The sequence below is a fragment of the Streptococcus parasanguinis genome (assembly GCF_016648855.1).
Lineage (GTDB): Bacteria > Bacillota > Bacilli > Lactobacillales > Streptococcaceae > Streptococcus > Streptococcus parasanguinis_L.
In genome coordinates this window covers 133,395-153,108 of the sequence record NZ_JACLQU010000002.1, presented here as the reverse complement: position 1 = coordinate 153,108, position 19,714 = coordinate 133,395, and the positions used below count along the sequence as shown (strand labels likewise).

20 protein-coding genes and 1 pseudogene are annotated in these 19,714 nt (G+C 41.9%); 1 reads left to right on the top strand and 20 read right to left on the bottom strand.

Features of this window, described 5'->3' with window-relative positions; all coding sequences use genetic code 11:
• Window positions 1-5: 5 nt before the first annotated feature.
• The 14 genes from H7T92_RS02125 to H7T92_RS02060 form a co-directional block, all read right to left on the bottom strand.
• Complete coding sequence (locus tag H7T92_RS02125; RefSeq protein ID WP_201036863.1) at window positions 6-485, bottom strand: NUDIX hydrolase; 480 nt, start codon at window positions 483-485, stop codon at window positions 6-8.
• Between the two features lie 39 nt (window positions 486-524).
• Window positions 525-1,130 (bottom strand): DUF6707 family protein, encoded by a 606-nt coding sequence (locus H7T92_RS02120; RefSeq protein ID WP_201036862.1) that lies wholly within the window; start codon window positions 1,128-1,130, stop codon window positions 525-527.
• A 50-nt stretch (window positions 1,131-1,180) separates the two neighbouring features.
• Window positions 1,181-1,345 (bottom strand): immunity 51 family protein, encoded by a 165-nt coding sequence (locus H7T92_RS10395; RefSeq protein ID WP_260314255.1) that lies wholly within the window; start codon window positions 1,343-1,345, stop codon window positions 1,181-1,183.
• Between the two features lie 216 nt (window positions 1,346-1,561).
• Entirely contained in the window at window positions 1,562-1,981 is a 420-nt protein-coding gene (locus tag H7T92_RS02110; protein WP_196756087.1) for an SMI1/KNR4 family protein, read from the bottom strand.
• 201 nt (window positions 1,982-2,182) lie between these two features.
• A complete protein-coding gene (locus H7T92_RS02105; RefSeq protein WP_201036860.1) occupies window positions 2,183-3,541 on the bottom strand; it encodes a sensor histidine kinase in 1,359 nt (452 codons plus the stop codon).
• Window positions 3,513-4,187: a response regulator transcription factor gene (locus tag H7T92_RS02100; protein WP_003006182.1), complete on the bottom strand. Its 675-nt coding sequence runs from the start codon at window positions 4,185-4,187 to the stop codon at window positions 3,513-3,515. Before H7T92_RS02100 ends, H7T92_RS02105 begins: the two co-directional genes overlap by 29 nt.
• Before the next feature lie 89 nt (window positions 4,188-4,276).
• Window positions 4,277-4,846: a PepSY domain-containing protein gene (locus tag H7T92_RS02095; protein WP_201036859.1), complete on the bottom strand. Its 570-nt coding sequence runs from the start codon at window positions 4,844-4,846 to the stop codon at window positions 4,277-4,279.
• Between the two features lie 177 nt (window positions 4,847-5,023).
• Window positions 5,024-5,356 (bottom strand): hypothetical protein, encoded by a 333-nt coding sequence (locus tag H7T92_RS02090; RefSeq protein WP_201036858.1) that lies wholly within the window; start codon window positions 5,354-5,356, stop codon window positions 5,024-5,026.
• A 27-nt stretch (window positions 5,357-5,383) separates the two neighbouring features.
• A complete protein-coding gene (locus H7T92_RS02085) occupies window positions 5,384-6,082 on the bottom strand; it encodes a 3-oxoacyl-ACP reductase (protein WP_201036857.1) in 699 nt (232 codons plus the stop codon).
• On the bottom strand, window positions 6,075-6,311 hold the full coding sequence (locus tag H7T92_RS02080; RefSeq protein WP_000141913.1) for a DUF2829 domain-containing protein: 237 nt from the start codon (window positions 6,309-6,311) through the stop codon (window positions 6,075-6,077). Before H7T92_RS02080 ends, H7T92_RS02085 begins: the two co-directional genes overlap by 8 nt.
• A gap of 104 nt (window positions 6,312-6,415) precedes the next feature.
• Window positions 6,416-7,807: an APC family permease gene (locus tag H7T92_RS02075; RefSeq protein WP_201036856.1), complete on the bottom strand. Its 1,392-nt coding sequence runs from the start codon at window positions 7,805-7,807 to the stop codon at window positions 6,416-6,418.
• Window positions 7,808-8,089: 282 nt separating this feature from the next.
• Complete coding sequence (locus tag H7T92_RS02070) at window positions 8,090-8,920, bottom strand: hypothetical protein (RefSeq protein WP_201036855.1); 831 nt, start codon at window positions 8,918-8,920, stop codon at window positions 8,090-8,092.
• Entirely contained in the window at window positions 8,917-9,717 is an 801-nt protein-coding gene (locus tag H7T92_RS02065; protein ID WP_201036854.1) for a hypothetical protein, read from the bottom strand. Before H7T92_RS02065 ends, H7T92_RS02070 begins: the two co-directional genes overlap by 4 nt.
• Window positions 9,711-10,040, bottom strand: a complete 330-nt coding sequence (locus tag H7T92_RS02060; protein ID WP_023917534.1) for a PadR family transcriptional regulator — start codon at window positions 10,038-10,040, stop codon at window positions 9,711-9,713. The genes H7T92_RS02065 and H7T92_RS02060 overlap by 7 nt, the downstream gene beginning before the upstream one ends.
• A gap of 261 nt (window positions 10,041-10,301) precedes the next feature.
• On the opposite strand from H7T92_RS02060, the gene H7T92_RS02055 reads away from it, so the two are divergent.
• Window positions 10,302-12,266: a peptide ABC transporter substrate-binding protein gene (locus tag H7T92_RS02055; protein WP_201036853.1), complete on the top strand. Its 1,965-nt coding sequence runs from the start codon at window positions 10,302-10,304 to the stop codon at window positions 12,264-12,266.
• Window positions 12,267-12,622: 356 nt separating this feature from the next.
• Here H7T92_RS02055 and H7T92_RS02050 read toward each other — a convergent pair whose 3' ends face one another.
• From H7T92_RS02050 to H7T92_RS02025, 6 genes and pseudogenes are all read right to left on the bottom strand, one after another.
• Window positions 12,623-14,626 carry an FtsX-like permease family protein gene (locus H7T92_RS02050; protein WP_201036852.1) on the bottom strand — a complete coding sequence of 668 codons (2,004 nt, stop codon included), beginning with the start codon at window positions 14,624-14,626 and terminating at the stop codon, window positions 12,623-12,625.
• Window positions 14,619-15,386 (bottom strand): ABC transporter ATP-binding protein, encoded by a 768-nt coding sequence (locus H7T92_RS02045; protein WP_201036851.1) that lies wholly within the window; start codon window positions 15,384-15,386, stop codon window positions 14,619-14,621. The genes H7T92_RS02050 and H7T92_RS02045 overlap by 8 nt, the downstream gene beginning before the upstream one ends.
• Before the next feature lie 177 nt (window positions 15,387-15,563).
• A complete protein-coding gene (locus H7T92_RS02040; RefSeq protein WP_003006147.1) occupies window positions 15,564-16,133 on the bottom strand; it encodes a hypothetical protein in 570 nt (189 codons plus the stop codon).
• A gap of 213 nt (window positions 16,134-16,346) precedes the next feature.
• Window positions 16,347-17,465: a DUF4767 domain-containing protein gene (locus H7T92_RS02035; protein ID WP_070586460.1), complete on the bottom strand. Its 1,119-nt coding sequence runs from the start codon at window positions 17,463-17,465 to the stop codon at window positions 16,347-16,349.
• An 83-nt stretch (window positions 17,466-17,548) separates the two neighbouring features.
• A pseudogene (locus tag H7T92_RS02030) lies at window positions 17,549-18,405 on the bottom strand (alpha/beta hydrolase).
• A complete protein-coding gene (locus H7T92_RS02025; RefSeq protein WP_201036850.1) occupies window positions 18,392-19,684 on the bottom strand; it encodes a PTS transporter subunit EIIC in 1,293 nt (430 codons plus the stop codon). The pseudogene H7T92_RS02030 and the gene H7T92_RS02025 overlap by 14 nt, the downstream one beginning before the upstream one ends.
• Window positions 19,685-19,714 lie beyond the last annotated feature (30 nt).

Genomic DNA, 19,714 nt, shown 5'->3' with positions numbered 1-19,714 from the left:
TCCCTCTATTTTACCTTCCAATTCCTATAACTTGTCAGTTCTAATTCAGGAATTCCTCGTAACTCTGCCTTCACTTTTAATACTAAAGGCGAGGCATTTTCTTCGGTAATTGCTTCCAAATTCAGCCAAATGACATTTGCTGAATCATTGCTTCCATCAAGAACCTCCTGAGGAAGGGATTGTTGAGAGCTCTCAAAATCGAGCACTACATCATAAAAGGCCATGATATGATGTACAGCGAAGTCTTGCCCCTCTTCTTGAACCAGCACGTCATAAATCCTAGGATTTGAATAACTGCTAAGAGAATATCCTGTCTCTTCAAGAACTTCTCTCTTGAGGGTTTCTGTCAACCCCTCACCGAGTTCCTGACTACCACCCGGTAGATCAAAACGATGTTGATAGGGGCCTCTTGTTTTTTCAATGCAAAGCAATTTCCCATTCTCATAGCAAACGCCATAGACACCAAAGTGTTTTTTGATTTCCATATTCTACTCCTTCTAAAAGTCCAAGATCAATAACTTACCCTATCCCTTAAAAGGAAAGAGGCTATAGATTTCATGCGCCTTGACATACTTCTTTAGTATCGCCATATTCTCTTCGATTTTTGCTTGGATATCTGTCTCTTCACAAGTTGACTCATCAATAAAAAGGTGAATCTTCAATAAATCTGTCAAGTATAGCAAACGGCGTTCCATTTCCGATTCAGGACTTGAAGCCTGCTCGATTTTTGCAAGCTTTTGCTCCAAGCTATCACCATTCAAAAATCTCTGATGAACTCTCCTTCTAATTTTTTGAGTGGATTCCTCCCCTTGTTCTAATGGGGATAAAAGGAGTTTTTTATAGACGATTACCTGATTTTCTACCTCTCTTTCCATATAGGCCAATAAAACCAGAGAGCTATCAACAAAGGTCCAGGTGTTATAATTCCCTTCAAATGGAACTTGTATGATACGATCTAATAATTCCTTAGCCATTTCCTCTTGGCCATCCAGATAAAGTAAATAGGCCAGATGATTCAGTGATTCGAGATAACTAACTTGGGTCTTCTTATTCTTTTTTAAAATTTTTTCTAAATAGAGATGTAGGTCTGAATGATTTTTCACTAGCTCAACTACTTCTGGTAACTTCATCTGAAATCCTTTCTATTATCTTCCCAATAATTTAAAACAATTTTAGTCAATTAATCCAACTCTGCTCGACTGCACAAGTCTTTCATAGCTTCGATATCATCACAAAAGTCTTTAAAGCCAAGAGCAAATCTAGACAAGGCGTCTACCTTGGAAGAATAGGGACAAAACATACTTCCTTCAGGATCAAAATCTATTGCATCGCTTAATTCAGGCATTTTTTCCTCCAAAAATACCAAAGCCAAGGATACCCAAACATAGCCATTTCCTCAAATCCCTCCTCTTCTCGGGTGTCAAACACTTCCTGTCTATATTCTCCATCTGGGTAATAAATAAACGACCCTCGAACATTTTGAGGATTCTCATCATAAACATGCAAGTTAAAAGGGGCAATTATTTCATTTATGTTTTCGTAATCCATCTCCTTTTTAGCCTCACTCTTCAACAAATGAATTCAAAAAAACCTCAAAAGATGGCCATTGACCATACAACTCAGCTTTTTCTTCTAAAACATAGAAGTACACCTTGCCATAATCTTCTGCCCTTAAAGAAAGAGCATAGTTGCCCGATCCAGGATCATAGGCAAAATGGAGAAGGTCTGTAGCCTTAAATCCCGCAGGCACAGCCTCATCGTCAAACCAGGTAAGAGACTTCCTTATCTCCTCAAGTGAGTCAAAGGAATTGAAAGGAAAGAGATGATAATCATCGTGAACACCCCTTACTTGGGGCTGGCCACCGTTGTACTTGAGATAAAAATCCTTCATGGCTTCCGGCAAGTTCTTTCCAAGAAACTCCTCAAATTGTAACAGGTCTTCTCTTGAAACAGCTGGATCTGTGTCTGTCAATACGAGCATCTCTTCTCCTTTTTAGTCTCACTTTCCATAGTTTGACCTCCATATTACAGGTCCCTTTTAGGCTATCATACCATAAGATTCCCTTTCCATAAAGCTAAAACAGAAAATGAGCCTAGCGGTTTTACTAGACTCATTTTATCCTTATTATTTCACTTTATTATTTTCCCTTTTCAACCCATACTGATCGCTCAATCAACCGTCTTAGACAGAAGTCTTGTCCTGGATCTGTGGGAAAGTCACACGAAAGAGACTTCCTTTTCCTTCTTCAGAGATGATTTTCACCTCTGCTCGATGGAGGTCTGCAATGTCCTTAATAAAGGACAACCCAAGTCCGATACCACTATTGAGGCCCTTGTTCCGAGAATCCTCCACCTGATAGAAGCGATCCCAAATCTTGCTCAAATGGTCTGGCGCTATCCCAATCCCATCATCCGCTACCTTGAGAACAGCACCAGCTGGACTAGCCACCAAGTGGATGGCAACCTTGGTCTTGGTAAATTTCACTGCATTGCTCAATAGATTATCCAGCATCCGAGTGACCAAAACAGCATCCCCCTGAATCCAGAGGTCCGGCTGAATGCTCACTTCAAAGGCTATGGGGCTTTCGCCCCACTTTCTTTCCTGTCCCTGACAATAATCTGACACCAGGGTTGATAGACAAACGGGTTTTAAATCCGACCACTGCAGGTGTTGGGTCTTGGATATTTCCAAGATCTGCTCGGTCATCGATTTCATTAATTTAGCCTGCCGATGAATGACCGTCAAAGATTCCTTGGTCTCCTCTAGGTTATCTGCATATTTGGAGCCAAACTCACTCTCCGAAACGATGACTGACAGAGGGGTCCGCAACTCATGGGATACATTTTGGTTGAATTGCTTTTCTTTCTCAAAAGTCGACTGAACAGAAGAAATCAAATTATTAAAGACCTTGGTAAGACGAGACGTTTCTACATAATCCTTCTGATGCTCGGTCGACACGCGCTTACTGTAGTCTCCGCTCTCTGCAATTTCCTCTGCCATTTGGGTCACCTCTCTGATCGGCAGAAAGGCCTTACGAAGGATCCGACGTCCACCCCAGGCCATCCCAAGGATGGACAGAGGAGCTAGAATGGCCAAGGAAAGAAAAAAGATACTTAATTCTCTTCCTAGACCAGAAGCAAGGCGCACGCCCCGTATCCATTTGCCCTCACTTTCATTATAGACATCAAAATAATAATAGGTTGCTTGGGAAGAGGTATACGTCGACAATTTCCCAGACTCAAAGCCAGCATTGATATCAAAGCCACTTGGCAGAGCACCCTGCTCCAACTTCATGTTTTGATTGTAGAGTGCAAAATAATTGCCGTCATCAAAGGGCTCAAATTCCTCAAGGTCTGAAGCTACTTCCATGGTCTTCTGCTCCAGTTCCCCACGTGAGCTATAGCTGGACCAGGCTCCGGAAATGATAAAAGAAGCACAAAACATAAGAACAAAGAGAAAAGAAACAAAGAGGGTATACCACAATGTCACCTTAGAAACGATGGAGGGAGACTTAGAGTCCTTCTTCATTTTTGAAAACATAGCCCATCCCCCTTTTTGTCTGAATAATCGATGGATTACCTAATTTTTTGCGGATATTCTTGACTAAAACATCAATGATATTAGACTCTCCAACATAATCAAAATCCCAAATATGCTCACGAATCTGTTCCCGACTTAAAACCACATTGGGATGGCGCACCAGACACTCTAGTAACTCATACTCCTTGGAAGTCAGGTCAACCAAAACACCCTTGTGTTGGATGGTCTTTTTTGCCAGGTCTAAGGAATAGTCACCAAATTGGACCAGGTTGGTCAAGTTTTCTCGATTATTTCGTCTCAGCATGACGCGAATCCGAGCCAGTAATTCATCAAATTCAAAGGGTTTGACCAAGTAGTCGTCTGCACCAGCATCCAGTCCTGTTACCTTGTCTTCTAGGCTATCTTTAGCCGTTAGCATCAGAACTGGGGTCTTAATCTGATGATTTCTCAAGTAGCTCAATACCCCCAAACCATCTAGCTGCGGCATCATAATATCTGAAATAATCACGTCATACTGGGACACACGAATGTAGTCCAAGGCCTCCTGACCATCATAGGCCGCATCAACACTATACTGCTGGGTTTTCAGTAATTTAACGATGCTACGATTCAAATCTACTTCGTCTTCAATCACTAATACTTTCATAGCCACTTACTCCAAATTTCTTCCCTTATTATACCATGCTTCCATAAAAAATCTCGGCTAGGAAAAGCCTAGTCGAGATCTTACTCTAGTTAATCGTGATCCAGCTCCACATCTTCTTCCAATACGGTACCTGTATTGGCATCTAACTCTAACTCATTTTTTTGATTGCCTTCTCGCAAGCTAACGCTATAGACAAGTTTACCATCTTCTACATCTAACTCTACTTTTTCGATACTAGCATTCGAGTATTTTGATTTCAGCTGGCTCTCTACCTTAGCCAAGTCCAACTGAACACTTGCTCCGATTAATTGCTGATCTTCACGATCCTGACTCAGATCCTTAGTTTTTGACTTCAAGATAGCACCAGACTGGCCATCGATCTTATATTCTTTTTCATTTTTTCCATCCAAGATGGTCACTTCATACACTGCTTTTCCATGTTTTTCTTCTTGCTCGTAGCCAATCACTTTTCCACCCTTAGCTTCTTTCAGAGCTTTTTCTTGAGCTTGTGCAAGGGTGACAGATGCAGTCACTGTTGAAGAAGTAGTCTTTTTACTTGTTCCAGTATCGGCAAAGGCTACTACAGAGCCTAGAGCGGCAGTTGATAGAGAGAAGATTGCGAGACTTGCAACGGCTTTTTGTTTAATTGATTTTTTCATGTTAGTTACCAACTTTCTTTTTTTCTTATCAAGTTCTTCTTGATGATTCTATTTTATCTAAGAAAGATGAATCCAAAATGAATGAGAAAAGATTTTTTAAAAAATTTTTTAAAAAAGACTGAGTAAATCGACGAGCTTTTTGCAGCTATCTTTCTCAGTCCCCTTTCTATTTCTATCTTACTTCTCCTGCAAGATCTGATTAATAAAGTCTGTAATTGATTCAGCTACCTTTTGCATTTCGAGAGAACCTAGCGCACCTAGATCATTTTCATAAATGCTATCGTCCCCATTCTTTTTGAGGAAATAGGCCAGATCCCCATCTTGACCGATCATAAAGAAATCTGGTTCATCCTCATCAATCTGGTAGGTTTGATTGCGTTCGGTAAGATCTTCTTTAGCATAGAGACAAATACCTGTCTCACCAATGTCATAACCTGGCTGATCCCCTAAGTCATCAAGAAATACCTGATATCCTTTCGGTAAGGAAAAACCAAAATCATATTCGTGCATGCTTTAACCTCCTGCTTTCTCAGTTCTCTACTTCAAACTCCAGCCACCATCAATGGTCAGGAGTTGTCCCTGCATAGCAGAGGACTTCCCACTAGCCAAAAAGAGACTGACTTCTGCCACTTCCTCTGGCTCAATCCAGCGTTTGATCGGTGTTTCATTTGCTACCCAGTCTGCCAGACCACCTGGTTCAAAGTCCGCTGCGGTCATGCCTGTTTTGACAGCACCTGGCGCGATGCCAAAGACCTGAATCCCAGCTTCTGCATAATCCAGGGCCAACTGCTTGGTAAAGCCCGCTAGAGCATGCTTAGACGAGGTATAAGCGTGACCGCCTCCTCCTGCCAGGCTAGAAGCAATGGAGCACATATTGATGATGATACCTTTTTTATTCTCCAACATTTGAGTCAGATAATGCCGCGTCAGCTCTACCGGAGTCACATAATTGATCTCAAAGATCTCCTGAATATCCTGAACGCTTTGTTCCAGAAGCGGTTTGTAATCATCCAAAACTCCGGCTGTATTGCACAAAATCTCCACCTGAGGACACCAATCAAAAATCGGCGCCAAATCCAGGGTCAAGTCCCGCTGCAAGAAGTGAAAATCACCCGTCAACTGGGGATCCGCTCCCTGGTCCACCCCATAAACCTGGTAGCCCTTTTCTAGAAAGAGGCGAGCTTGAGCCAGACCAATCCCGGAACTCACGCCTGTAATCAAGACACTTTTAGTCATGGACTTCCACCCAATCTGTCGCTAAGACATCACAAGGGGTTGGACTCCACATGGAGAAACCTTCACCCTCACCAGACACGTTGATGAGGAAATAAGGCGTCACTTCTAGAGCCACCCCATTTTGCTCAATGGTATCAAACAATTGGACGTAGTTTTCTGCTCCACCCCAGCCTGTACGTACATATTTTTTCTTAGCCTTTAAGCCTGGTAAAATCTCTTCAAATGTCATGATGTTCTCCTTTGTTATCTAGTTAACTTTCTCCCTTTATTATACCAAAAAAAGAGCTTCCCCTATACAAAAAGCCAGAGTTCTTCTACTCTAGCTTTTATGTTTTATTGATTTTCTTCTGAATGGCGATACCCATAACCAAAATAAATTCCGACCCCGATCAGGAGAGCAACTCCGAAGGCCAGCCAGGTCGATAGGGAATACTGGGTCATAAAGGACAGACAGACCACAATCGATAGGATTGGCAAAACTGGAACTAAGGGTGTTTTAAATTCACCAGGTCCAGGAGCCCCGTGTTCCTTGCGCAATTTCAAGAGGGCAAGGGCCAACATAACCAGGTAAGCCAAGGTACAGATATTTAAGAAGGAAGCGATACTTGCAAGTGGAAAGACTCCACCAGCAATGGCAGCCATCGATCCAGCTACTAGTGTTGCATTTTTGGGAATTCTGGTTTTTGGATCGAGCTGTTTCATAGCTTTTGGTAAGAGACCATCCCGCGCCAAACTGTAAATCATCCGTGAAAGGGCAAAGGTCATCGAAATGCAGACGGTAATCAGGGTCAAAATCGCTACCAGCGATACATAATTTCCAGCCCAGCCAGCTCCGACCTGACGGAGGGCAAAGGCAACCGCGTCTTCTACATTTAAGTTCTTAAAAGGAACCATACCAGTCAAAACTAAGGTAACCAAAATATAAAGAACAGTTGTGATCAAAAGACTAAGGACAATGCCACGAGGAACGTTCTTTTGTGGTTCCTTGATTTCATCGACCGCCATTGAAATGGACTCAAAACCAAGAAAGGCAAAGAACATGAGCGAAGCTCCAGACATAATCCCTGTTTGACCACCATAGATTTCGCCAAATCCATAAGGGGCAAAGTTTGCCCAGTTGGCAGGATTTAGGTGAAAAATCCCAACAAGAATAAACAAGGCAAGAGCGGAAAACTTGAGTAAGACCAGCAAGGAATTAAAACGTAAGACCGCTTTTGCATTCATAAGGACTAAGGCAGTGACGAGGACCATGACCAAAATAGGCAAGAGATCCACATAAGTTCCCTTAGCTGGATCAAAAGTCCCGTTTAAAGCCGTCGGCAGGCTCCAGCCAAGATTGGCCAACAAACCCTTGAAATAAGCAGCCCAACCTGAAGCCACCCCTGATACGGCTGTCATAAATTCCATCACAGTCAACCAACCGGCAATCCAGGCTGGAAACTCTCCAAAGATGGCATAGAGGTAACTATAGGCCCCACCAGTTGAAGGGATGCGAGACGCAAATTCAGCAAAGAAAAGGGCAGATAAGCCGACGCAAAAAGCCGCAATCACAATCGAAATGATCAAGGCTGGCCCAGCTAAATTCGCTGCTGCAGTTCCCGTAATCGTGAAGATCCCCGTCCCCACCATGGCACCAATTCCTAAAATAATCAAATCCCACAATCGTAAATGGCGATTTAGACCCGGGTGTACTTGCCCAAGTCCCTTTTTTCGAAATAGATTCATGCATATTCTCCCATCTAATGAGTTTATTCTATCATACTTGGACAAGAAAGAGAGTGGGACAGAAATCGGTAATTCGTCAGAATTCGATTTCGTCGTCCCACCTCCGCACAGTTGAGTAGGGCATCTTTGGAACTTGAAAAGCGAACAACTACTTAGGAAACTTGCTTAGCAAGTCCTATCTACCACCTCAAAGCAGTGCTTTGAGCACTCAACCACTGCGTCTTGCTCGACAATCCAAAAACAATTGAGAGGCTAGGACTTTTATCCCAGCCCCTTTTCTTTCTATTTATCACTTTCCGTCCTATTCTTTTTCAAAGCACGAATCGTAAACCAATAATAAATAACTAGCCCAAAGACGATGATCACTGTGGGCAGAAGAGCTGTCATACCAAGATTCTGAACTCCTTGTGCCAAGGTCCAGCGATGTAAGAATCCAACCACTAAAAAGGCGATGATAGGAAAGATGAAAGCTCGTCCAAACTCTTCTTTCCATTGCCAAAGGATGAGAGCTCCGCTAGCCCCTGTCATGAGAAGAGCATCCCAAGGACTAGGGACCGCTAACCAAGCAATAGCTGGCAAGAAGCGAACTCCCACAATTTCACTGAAAAAATAGATCCCTAATACCAGAACAAATGCTACATAAATTGCTTTTTTCGCTTTTTCTTCCACAAAAATGAAGCGACGAAGGAGATAGAAGATGATCCCAACAGCTAGCAGTCCCAAAATGATGTCGGTTAAATAGACTAGCGGCTTGAGCACAAGGACCGCTTGGGAAGCAAAATCACTTAAGAGGCGATAAAAAATCACAATACCTGAAAAGATAGCCCCATATTTTAGAACAGAGCGAGTCGATTCTTTGGGCATATTTTCGATGATTTGGTCTGCCATTTCCTTTGGATCGAGACCAAAATAGTCCTTTGCTGTCAAGCCATCCGCTTCTGCTTGCGAAAAGTCTAGTGCTAAATTATAGACCTGCTCTCTCAAAGCCTTCTCCTCATATAAGAAACCGGCGAAATTGAAATAATCCCATAGATCTTGGAAATAAGCTTGGTCCTCCTGGCTAAAGGTTTGAACCAAAACCTGCGTTTCTTCATAATAAATAACTGATGTCATCTTTCTTCCCCCTTTCTTTGGAGACGAAATACAACGAAGGTCAGGACTAGTCCTATGAGAGGAAGTAGCCAGCCTAATAAGTGAGCAGTTTCCTGATTCACAAGACGAATCCAGCATCCCGTAACTAGGAAAGTCAGGCCCATGACTAGTAGACTCGTCATCAAACGCTCCCTGCTTCTATAAGCCATAACCGCAAACCCAAGTAGGACTAGGATAGCAAGAACAACCGCCCAACCATCTGATAAGAAGAGACTCCCAATGTGGCCAAAATAGATCGAAAATAGTCGTACGATGTTCAGAAATACCATCAGGCAGATCACACTGATAAAAATAGCCCAAGACCACTTCATTTCACCATAGCTCTGTTTGGACCAAAGCCACGTGATGAACTGGCTAAACACCAAGAAATTGAGTAGAATGACAACATAGGTCAGGGGTTCGATTTTCAGTGGCGTCATCCAGGTAAAATCCATTAAATAACGCATGCCAACTAAGATCACTCCAAGTAGGAAGACGAGTCCCACATAAGATCCTAGAGAGCGTTTAGGCAAATCTGAAAGAACTTGATCCACCATCGCCCGTGGATCCTTTCCAAAATAATCCACTGCACGTATGCCTTCTTTTTCAGCAACTTTCAGATCGCAAACCATATTGTAGAGTTGTTCACCGAGCGCTTCATCATCATAAAAATAGGACTTAGCCCCAATATAAGCGACCATTTTTTTCACATAGGCTTGATCCTCTTTGTTTAAATGAATCAATTCATCTGACATTTTTTCTGTATAACTTTCTACCATTCTTCCCCCTCCTTCTTGATACGTTCTACTTTTGTGACTAGCTCCTGCCACTGGTCCCAAAATTCCCCTAAACGCTCTTTTCCAGCATCACTGAGTGAAAAATACTTACGATCAGGACCATCTGGAGACGGCCTCATTTCCCCATGAATAATTCCTTGTTTTTCTAATTTTTGAAGTAGGGGATAAATGGTCCCAGCGACAATCTTATCAAATCCCATCTCTTTGAGACTTTGAATCAATTCGTAGCCATAAATGGCCTTTTTGGAAATAATCTCCAGCACACAGCCCTCCAAGACTCCCTTTAGTAATTGGGACTCTTTCATCCTTCTCACCTCTTTCTTCACATATTCACTAGTTTGTTTTACATACTAGTTTATTCACTATCAGTATACTCTTTCTCAACTAGTATGTAAAGCAAAATAGTAACTTTTTTAAAAAAAAAATTTTATTCCTTAAAAATCCTTTAAAATCAAGGCTTTCACTGTATACTGGTGTGTAAATATGCAAAAAAAGTTCAAAAAACACTTTATTTTATAGATTGATTGGAGTATAATAATTAAAATTATTCAAAAGGAGACACGAATATGAAAAAATCGAAGCTTGCTCTTTTAGCAGGTGTCGCCGCGGCTTCAACGCTTTTCCTTGCTGCATGTGGCTCATCTTCTAATGCGTCAAAAGGGACTACCTACAACTACGTGTATGGTACAGACCCTGATTCCTTGAACTATTTGACTTCAAATCGTTCAACTACAAGCGACATTACTACCAACTTGGTCGATGGTTTGTTTGAAAACGACCAATACGGTAACCTAGTGCCTGCTCTTGCAGAAGACTGGTCTGTTTCAAAAGACGGTCTGACTTATACCTACAAGCTTCGAAAAGACGCGAAGTGGTATGATTCAGAAGGAAATGAATACGCTGACGTCACTGCAAAAGATTTCGTGACATCTCTGAAATATGTAGCAGATAAAAAATCTGATGCTCTTTACTTGGTTCAAAACTCAGTCAAAGGCTTGGATGACTATGTAAATGGGAAAACCAAAGACTTCTCAACTGTTGGAGTCAAAGCTGTTGATGATCACACTCTTCAATATACTTTGAACCAACCTGAATCTTTCTGGAATTCTAAATTGACGACTGCTACCATGATGCCAGTTAATGAAAAATTCTTGGAATCAGCTGGGAAAGACTTTGGTAGCGTGAAACCAAATGGGATCCTCTACAACGGGGCCTACATTTTGAAGTCCTTCACTTCAAAATCACAAATCGAGTTGGAAAAGAACCCTGAATACTACGACAAGAAAAATGTTCACATCGATACCGTTAAATTAACTTACTTCGATGGATCCGACCAAGACTACCTTGCTCGTAACTTCTCAGATGGGAACCTATCTACTGCTCGTCTCTTCCCAACAAGCTCAACCTACAGTACGATTGAGAAGAAATTCAAGGATAACATCGTTTATACACCTCAAGATTCTACTGTTTACTATGCTTACTTCAACGTCAACCGTCAAAATTACGGCCATACGAAGAAGACATCTGATGAGCAAAAGAACAACACGAAGACAGCCCTTCAAAACAAAAACTTCCGTCAAGCTTTGAACTTTGCTTTAGACAGAACTTCCTACTGCGCTCAAGTTAACGGGAAAGACGGAGCATCAAAAACTCTACGTACCCTTCTAGTTCCACCGACATTTGTGCAAGCAGACGGGAAAGACTTCGGTACTCTCGTTGAAGAAAAACTTGCCGCAACAGGAGATGAGTGGAAAGGTGTTAGCTTCGCAGATGCTCAAGATAGCTTGCATAATGCGGATAAAGCCAAAGCGGAACTTGAAAAAGCGAAGGCTGAATTGCAATCACAAGGTGTTCAATTCCCAATCCATATCGACTATGTTGTGGACCAATCTTCTAATGCTCTTGTCCAACAAGCAGACTCTATGAAGAGCTCAATCGAAGCAGCTCTTGGTAAAGACAATGTCGTGATCGATGTACAAAAATTGTCTACAGACGATGCAGATAACGCTACTTACTTCGCCCAATCACCAGAGCAAAAAGACTTTGATATGGATATCACTGGTTGGGGACCTGACTTCCAAGACCCATCTACTTACTTGGATATCTTGAACCCAACAGATGGTTCAACCTTGACTGGTATGGGACTTGATCCTAAGAAAGACCAAGCGCTCATCGAAAAAATTGGTTTGAACCAATACAAAGAATTGTTGGATGCTGCCAATGCTGAAAAATTGGATACCAATGCACGTTATGAAAAATACGCTGCTGCCCAAGCTTGGTTGACAGAAAACGCCATTGTTCTTCCAATCTACTCTAAGGGTGGAGTTCCATCTATCACGAAGGTGACGCCATTCTCAGCAGCAAATTCTGCAATTGGTATTAAAGGTGAAACAAGCTTCTTCAAATACCAAAAAGTGCAAGACAAGACAGTCACAACGGCTGACTACGAAAAAGCTTATAAGAATTGGTTGAAAGAAAAAGAAGAATCCAATAAAAAAGCGCAAGAAGAACTTGCAAAACACGTGAAATAATCACGATAAAAACACCGAGGATCACATCCTCGGTGTTTTTGATTAAGGAAAAACCTATCCTTGCAACTTTCCTTAGGTGAGTACGGACGTTAGGTGAAATTATCCAGTGGATGATTTCAGCAATCCAGGAAGTTCCATAACTTAGTTTTGGACCTAAGGTTCCAAAACTACCGAGTGCTAGAAATACTATTATTTCTAGCACTTTTCTCACGGCGGAAAGTTTCAGTATTTGTTTAAATAAGCTTTATAACATACATTATTATAATCATTTCCGCAACACTTAGCTTGTCCCATGTAAAAAACAGTTTGTCTATTTATTGGCTTTTTCATTTCTCAATCTTTTATAGACTCGAACGCTATCTCACGACAATCTTCCGATAACTTCTAGAAGTCAGAAGAAAGACAAGGACATAGGAGATGAAAAAGACAGCGCAGACAGAAAGAGTCGTTTGAAGAACCAAGCCCGCATTGGTTGCTCCTAAGATAGCAACGATTTTTGCGATCATCTTGTAGGCTACTCCTAGGTAGAGGAAGGAGAAGAATAATGGAAGGAAAAAGACAGTGAGTATCTGTTTGCGAATAGTGGTGGACGTTTGCTTTTGGTCCAATCCTACTTGTTGCAAGATCACAAAATTTTCCCGGTCCTCATAGCCCTCTGAAATCTGTTTGTAGTAAATGACAAGAACTGTAGCTAATAGAAAGATCACCGATAGAAAAATCCCGATAAATAGAAGAGTCCCTGCTGTTTCACGCCAATCTTTCTCTATACTGTATCGATCAAATCCACCAAAATAAGTCGCACCATATTGACTGATTTTGTCTGTCGAATACAGCTCTTTGATCAAGCCAGAAATAAAATCTTGGTTATCTTTATTTTTAGCACTAATAGAGAATTCCAAATTTTTATCAACTTTTAGTCCCAGTTGGTTCAAGTCAGGGAGGACCAGGTACAAGCCCATTTGGTGTTGAAACAGGTCGGATTGAGGGAGTTTCCCTTGGATAAAATTGGAGTTTAGTTTTTCTTTAATCGTGAAGGTCTTCCCATTGATTTCTAATTGTGCGTCTAATCTTCCAGGATACTGATATCCATAGGCTAGGATTTCATTTTCCCCAAGCTCAACTTTTTGCCCGGTCAGTTGCTCATAAGTCGCCTGATCAAAAAAGTAGACTGTTCCTTCTGACTTCAACTCCTGACCAGTTGATGGAGTGGACTGGTCATTCACCTCTAAGCTCCTTCCATCAATCTTTCGAATTTCAGCCGACCAGTATGTTGTCTGTGCCACCTGATAATCTGATAGATGTGTCGCATCGGCTGTTTTCTTAATTTGAGCTTGAACATCTTCAATAACCGTTTCTGTTTCAGCATCTGAAGGCATATGCCCCACACTAATCATATAATCCGAAGGGTAAACAGTATCTAGGTAATTCTGCCCTCCAATAAAGATATTGAGCGACCCGGTTAAGGTGACCAAGACCATGGTGGATAGAATACTAATGGTCGCAAGGCCCGCTGCATTTTTTCGCATCCGAGCTATTAAGTTAGAGACAGATATAAAATTCTCTGGCTTGTAATAATAGGATTTCCGACCTTTGAGAAATCTTAAGAAGGTAATGGATCCTGCGTTGAATAAGAGATAAGTCGCTAGAATGACCAAGATGACGGCAATAAAGAATCCTTGGACAGCCGCAACTGGCCGCTCAACGGTTAGCGCTATATAAAAAGCAATTCCTAAGAGCCCTAGTCCTAACAGAGTTTGAACCAGCAAGAAGCGTCCCTTCTTCTCTCCTGCCTTTTTCTGTTGCATGAGGTGGAGGGAACTGTAGCGCAAGAGGCGGAAAGAATTCAACAAGAGAATGAGGCCAAAAGCTAAGGCTAACCCAAGTAAAGTGTTAAGAACAGCCTCTATCTGGAAGGTTGATTGAATGACGACTGGTAAACCCATACATTTTAGAAGCAAGGCGAAAATCAAGCGATCAAACAAGAGTCCCAAACCCAGTCCTACTCCAACTGTGAGAACATAGAAGAAGAGCAATTCCCATAAGGTCATGATGAGGAGATGCTTCTTCTCCATTCCCAGAACACTGTACAAGCCCAGTTCTTTGGAACGATTTTTCATGACGTAGCCATTGGCATAAGCCACCAAAATGATGACGACCAGCTGGACGACGAAACTGCCAAAACCAAGAACAGTTCTCGCCGATCCCCCTCCGTAAGAATCCTCTAAATGAGGGGTCAATGACAAGGCGATAAAACTATAAAGGATCATGGTCGTTAAAATGACAGCTATAGCGAAAGGATAATACAACTTGCGATTTTGTTTGAGGTTGGAAAGTGCTAATTTACTTGTTAATTTAAACATCACGATCCTCCTTTCCCGCCATGATCGTCAGAGTATCTGAGATTTCTTGGAACATCTGACGCTCTGTCTTTTCCCCGCGGAAAATCTGGTTGTAGAGAATTCCGTCCTTGATAAAGAGCACGCGCTTGGCCCTCGCTGCCGCTGCGGTTGAGTGGGTCACCATAAGAATGGTTTGGCCCATGGTATTGATATCTTCAAAGACGTCCAGTAACGCAGCTGAAGACTTGGAATCCAGCGCCCCTGTTGGCTCATCGGCCAGGAGGATTTCTGGTGAGGTGATGATGGCCCGTGCTACGGCCACCCGTTGCTTTTGCCCACCAGAGATTTCGTAAGGGTATTTTTCTAAGAGCTGGTGGATGCCCAACTCCCGACTCACGCTCTCCACCTTGCTCATCATTTCCTTGACCGGTCTGCGAGAGAGAACCAGCGGCAAGAGGATATTGTCCTTGACAGACAAGGTATCCAGCAGGTTGAAATCTTGAAAGACGAAGCCTAGTTTTTCCCGACGGAAGCTAGAGGCATCCTTGTTCTTGATGGTTGAGGTGTCTGTGCCGTTGAGGTAGACCCGCCCTTCGGTCGGCTGATCCAGCATGGCTAGGATATTGAGGAGGGTGGATTTCCCGGATCCTGATTCCCCCATGATAGCGACGTATTCGCCCTTTTCAACAGTGAAGTGAATATCTTTTAGGGCTTCGACCTGCGTTCCTTGAAAGCGGGTTTTGTAAATTTTTTTGATATGTTGAACGTCTAGTAGGGTCATGATCCGTTCCTTTCTAGCTTGATAAAAGCTTCAATCGTTTTTTACAAATCTATTGTACTAAAACTAAAACGCTTTCACCATAACATAACCTTACATTTTCCCCTTTATTTCTTACATTTTTGTAAGAAAGCAAAAATAGGCTAGGACTTGAGGTCCTAACCTATTTTCATTAATGAATTATTCAGCTGATGAAGATGAAGAGATATAAGGTGAAATCATCTTATATGCACTTTCAAGAGCTTGTTTCATAGTGTCACGTCCAGATTTCAATTGTTGTGCAAAAGCAGTACGTCCTTGTTCAGGAACAACTGTATCATCTGAACCACCAGTTGAAAGCGCCGTATCAAATTGAGTTTTTGATTCGTCCAATGTCTTGAGAGCTGGCTCTACTTGTTGAGTATATATAGATCTATGTGATTCTGGAATTTGATCGCCAAGATCTTGAGCATATTTTTTATAGTTATCCACTAATTTACTATAAAGAGTTTTCATATCACCAATTGTTTTGGCGTTATCGATTTCTTCATCAGTCAACAAGACAATTTCTGGAATTTTAACAGAAGAGGTTGCTGATTTAGATGATTTTGATGAACTGCTTGATTTGCTTTCTGAAGTAGATGATTTTTCTACTTTGCTAGAAGAAGCTTTTGCATCTTTGCTTGATGATTCTGAAGCAGTTTTACCAGAACAAGCTGCTAACGTTGCAACTGACAAGAGAGCCACACCGGCTGTAAGAAGTTTTTTCATATTTTTTCTCCTATAAATAAAGAATGAATATATTTTAAATGATTTTCCTTTAATTGTCAAACATTTTCTGTTTTCAAATACTTATGCACCGCTAATTATCACTAGTTTTTAACATATTTTATATCCTAAAAATTATTTCTTTTATTGTATTTTTATTCATTATTTGAATAAACAAAACCAGAAAAACAGTCTTTTTCTGGTTTATTCTTCTTTTTATTGATGAAGCAACTGTGTAAATTCTTCTTGAAGTTCCTTGTTATCCGTTGGTTTTAGATACATTTTTCCACCATTGGTCGTTGGAGAATGAAAGACAATGCCTTCTCCTGTATCTGTAATGGCAAAGAAATAACTATGCACATCTGGATACTTGTCCCAATTGCTATAGCGTTCCACGATGCGGTATTTTGCATTTCCCTGACCAGTATCTGTATAAATGGCATCCATCTTGCTATTTTCCTCTAGAGTATAGAGGTTGTCTGGTCCTACATCACCGCCAGCGATGCCTTTTTGATAGTTGGGTTGGCCCATCTTTTCGCCCCAGGTCTTCATAAATTCTGCTAATTTTGCTGATTTTTCAGCATTCCAAGGCGTTTTTTCCTGGCTTTGGCTATTTCCCGCTGATGGTGCGCTGTCAAAAGTTTGCCAGTCAAAAGCCTTGAGATCCAGTTTATTCTCATCCGATTTTCCAAAGAGGCTATTCAGATCTGAACCAGGTACTTGAACTTCTTCTTCCTGGACTTTGGTCGCAGCTTGAGGCGTCTTTTCTATCCGTGAAAGCACAGCTACCCCACGGCCAGTTCCTGACATCCAGCTGACTTCTAAGACTTCTCCTCCCTGATAGAGGGTCGTCGCATTGCGCGCTCCACCGTGTCCAGCGACGAAACCTTCAGCTAGCAGAGTCGGTTTTTGGTTCTTGAGATAGTAGACTCCCGTCACAAAGTAGTTTCCATCGGTCTGCTGATTGGCGATGATCATCTCATCTACCCCATCGTTATTTAAGTCCTTAAAGGCATAGCGAACGGCATCTGGCTGATTGATCACGGTCTCGATCACCCAGCTATTGATCATCCGATCTTCTTTAGCTAATGCATCATTCAATTTGGAAATAGCATCTAAATCTTTTGAAGTGGCAAAAATCTTTTGGTAGTCTGAAAAAACAGACTGATATAATTGTTTGTTATCTGTTTTTTTCGCTTGTTTCTTTGCTGAAGTCTGGCTTGTTGCAGCCTCTTTTTTGGGACTGGACTGACGTTGGTATCTTTGGTAACATCCTGTTAACATGACCATACTCGAAGCCACTATTCCTAACTGCACCCATTTTTTTCTTTTCATCTTATTTCCTATAATCTCCCTTATTTTCATACTAAACTTTATTATACTAAAAAAAAGGTGAGGAAGGAATCCCTTCTTCACACTTAGTTTATTTTATTCGGTTTGGCTCGACGATCCGTTTGACTTTCAATATGCTCTTTCACCAAGGCAACCACCTCATCATTGGTTGGAAGGTCCGAGTGCTGGGCATCTTCCCCCGTCACCGTAATCTCCGTATAGCTAGCTGCTTGGTTTTGGTAGATATATTTCCCAGCAGAAACACTGGCATCTGGGACCAACTCATCTGAATCATAGGTGATGGTCCCTGCTACTGAATACATATGAAGGGTTGTGGGGATAGCTTCTTTTCCCTTGATAAAGTCAGCTAACATCTCAGATTTATTTTTGATATTGGTCTCCGTGAAATTGTAGGGAGTTCCGATGGTCATGAGGGTCTTGAGATCCACATCGTAATCCCCCAGGTAATTTTCAATAAAGGCTGTATAAATCAAGCCACCGTTGGAATGACCCAAGCCCTTAAAATTATTAAATTATATTTTTCTTGAAGGGCTTCGAAGGCTTGATTAAATAGTTTAGCTTGCTTTTTAATGTTGCTATAGCCATCTTTGTTGTTTTCAAAACCAACCACAATTACTGGCTCATTGTCCTTGGCATCAATACTTCCACTATAGGTGATATGCCCATCATTCCAAACTTTGACCTTGAGCAGGCTGTGTTTGGTTCCTTGGCGGTCTTGGTTGAGCTTGGTCACCAAGCCATCAAAGCGGTTCTCTGTCGCTGAGCTTCCCGGGATCATGATGATGGGAGACAATTTTGAATTATAAAATTTCTCGATTCTTGAAACATTGGTCCGAGTCCAGCTATAAGAAGGAATGGCTAAAGCGATCAAGAAAAGACTGACCAAAGTAAGGACGATTGCTGTTTTTTTAGATGGCTTCATCGCTTTCTCCTTTCACTTTTAAATCTTTTCGGATACGATTTCCCATGCGGACAAATGGTAGATAAAGGAGCACATCGACGGCAAAACAAAGTATACTTACAGCTAAAGCCCTCAGACTTCCTCCTGTCCCAATAAAGGCATAGAGAAGGCTAGGAGTCCCGTCTGGCACTGGATAGACAGCTGCCGGCATCAGTTTGAAGCACAAAGCTACAGCTGCTATCGCCATATTCGCCAAAGGGATCAATAAGAAAGGAATCACATAAAGTAGATTGAGAAGGACCGGTATCCCTACCATGAATGAAGCCCCATTGTTAAAGAGACTTGGAAAAATGCTGAGGAGACTAACTTTCTTGTCCTTTTGACTTCGTGAAACCAGCAAGATCGCCACCAAAAGCGATAGGACAGCTCCAACACCTGCCATCAGACCAAAACTCCGATACAAATTGGTCAAGGTATAGGGATAAGGAATACCTGTCGTTGTATGATGCGTCACAGCGTAGGTGAGATTTTCCAAAGCAAAGTTATCATCCGCGATAGAATTCAAGGCAAAGGCTTGACTATTACCAAACCAAGCAGATAGGCTACTAAAAAGACCCATGCTAAAGGTGGACAAGAGATGATGACTGCTTACCGTTAGAGAAGCCAAGAACTGTCGGATAGTCTGAAAAATATTAAATTGATTTCCAAGAACCAAAAGAAGATTGAGGCTGACCCCTAGAACTAAGGACAAGAAAATGGGACGCACCGTCTTGGGTTGATAGATGAAATCCTTGTCTACAATCTGGTCATCACTGGCCTTGGATAGACGAAAGATCTGCCCAATTAGATAGCCTAAAAAAATCGCTAAGACGATATTGGTCGTCGCGGGTAAGTTGATACGCGTCAGTTGCCCGTCATGGAGCGGTCCCACCAACAATTCCTGAGACCCCACTATTAGACTGACCAAAAGAGCTGTCACTCCAGCTGTCCCTGTACTTCTACCATAGTGCCCAGCTGTGTATTTTCCAGCGAAGTAAGTCGCTAAAGGCCCAGCTAGACCTCCTAGAAAGTTGGAAAAATTGATAAGGACTTGACTAATAGCTTGATCCCACGGCAACCAGCTATCCATCGAAAAGAGCTGATGGATATAGCCTCGATCGGAAAAGACTGATAGAGCGATCACCCGAATGATCCCTGAAAATAGGAAAAAAGGAAATAAGGAAACCAGGGTCTTCTGGGAAATTTGAATCAAACTTTTTTCTCGTAACCAGAAAAACTTCTGGACTAAATACTTGGTCATAGGGCCTCCTGTTCGAGTTGATTGACTTAT

Bases quoted from the DNA above. Each gene is read 5' to 3' on its own strand.
- H7T92_RS10395 (WP_260314255.1), bottom strand. From the start codon at position 1,345: ATGCCTGAATTAAGCGATGCAATAGATTTTGATCCTGAAGGAAGTATG.
- H7T92_RS02120 (WP_201036862.1), bottom strand. From the start codon at position 1,130: ATGAAGTTACCAGAAGTAGTTGAGCTAGTGAAAAATCATTCAGACCTA.
- H7T92_RS02055 (WP_201036853.1), top strand. From the start codon at position 10,302: ATGAAAAAATCGAAGCTTGCTCTTTTAGCAGGTGTCGCCGCGGCTTCA.
- H7T92_RS02050 (WP_201036852.1), bottom strand. From the start codon at position 14,626: ATGTTTAAATTAACAAGTAAATTAGCACTTTCCAACCTCAAACAAAAT.
- H7T92_RS02100 (WP_003006182.1), bottom strand. From the start codon at position 4,187: ATGAAAGTATTAGTGATTGAAGACGAAGTAGATTTGAATCGTAGCATC.
- H7T92_RS02105 (WP_201036860.1), bottom strand. From the start codon at position 3,541: ATGTTTTCAAAAATGAAGAAGGACTCTAAGTCTCCCTCCATCGTTTCT.
- H7T92_RS02045 (WP_201036851.1), bottom strand. From the start codon at position 15,386: ATGACCCTACTAGACGTTCAACATATCAAAAAAATTTACAAAACCCGC.
- H7T92_RS02040 (WP_003006147.1), bottom strand. From the start codon at position 16,133: ATGAAAAAACTTCTTACAGCCGGTGTGGCTCTCTTGTCAGTTGCAACG.
- H7T92_RS02085 (WP_201036857.1), bottom strand. From the start codon at position 6,082: ATGACTAAAAGTGTCTTGATTACAGGCGTGAGTTCCGGGATTGGTCTG.
- H7T92_RS02060 (WP_023917534.1), bottom strand. From the start codon at position 10,040: ATGAAAGAGTCCCAATTACTAAAGGGAGTCTTGGAGGGCTGTGTGCTG.
- H7T92_RS02090 (WP_201036858.1), bottom strand. From the start codon at position 5,356: ATGCACGAATATGATTTTGGTTTTTCCTTACCGAAAGGATATCAGGTA.
- H7T92_RS02070 (WP_201036855.1), bottom strand. From the start codon at position 8,920: ATGACATCAGTTATTTATTATGAAGAAACGCAGGTTTTGGTTCAAACC.
- H7T92_RS02125 (WP_201036863.1), bottom strand. From the start codon at position 485: ATGGAAATCAAAAAACACTTTGGTGTCTATGGCGTTTGCTATGAGAAT.
- H7T92_RS02065 (WP_201036854.1), bottom strand. From the start codon at position 9,717: ATGGTAGAAAGTTATACAGAAAAAATGTCAGATGAATTGATTCATTTA.
- H7T92_RS02110 (WP_196756087.1), bottom strand. From the start codon at position 1,981: ATGCTCGTATTGACAGACACAGATCCAGCTGTTTCAAGAGAAGACCTG.
- H7T92_RS02035 (WP_070586460.1), bottom strand. From the start codon at position 17,465: ATGAAAAGAAAAAAATGGGTGCAGTTAGGAATAGTGGCTTCGAGTATG.
- H7T92_RS02025 (WP_201036850.1), bottom strand. From the start codon at position 19,684: ATGACCAAGTATTTAGTCCAGAAGTTTTTCTGGTTACGAGAAAAAAGT.
- H7T92_RS02095 (WP_201036859.1), bottom strand. From the start codon at position 4,846: ATGAAAAAATCAATTAAACAAAAAGCCGTTGCAAGTCTCGCAATCTTC.
- H7T92_RS02080 (WP_000141913.1), bottom strand. From the start codon at position 6,311: ATGACATTTGAAGAGATTTTACCAGGCTTAAAGGCTAAGAAAAAATAT.
- H7T92_RS02075 (WP_201036856.1), bottom strand. From the start codon at position 7,807: ATGAATCTATTTCGAAAAAAGGGACTTGGGCAAGTACACCCGGGTCTA.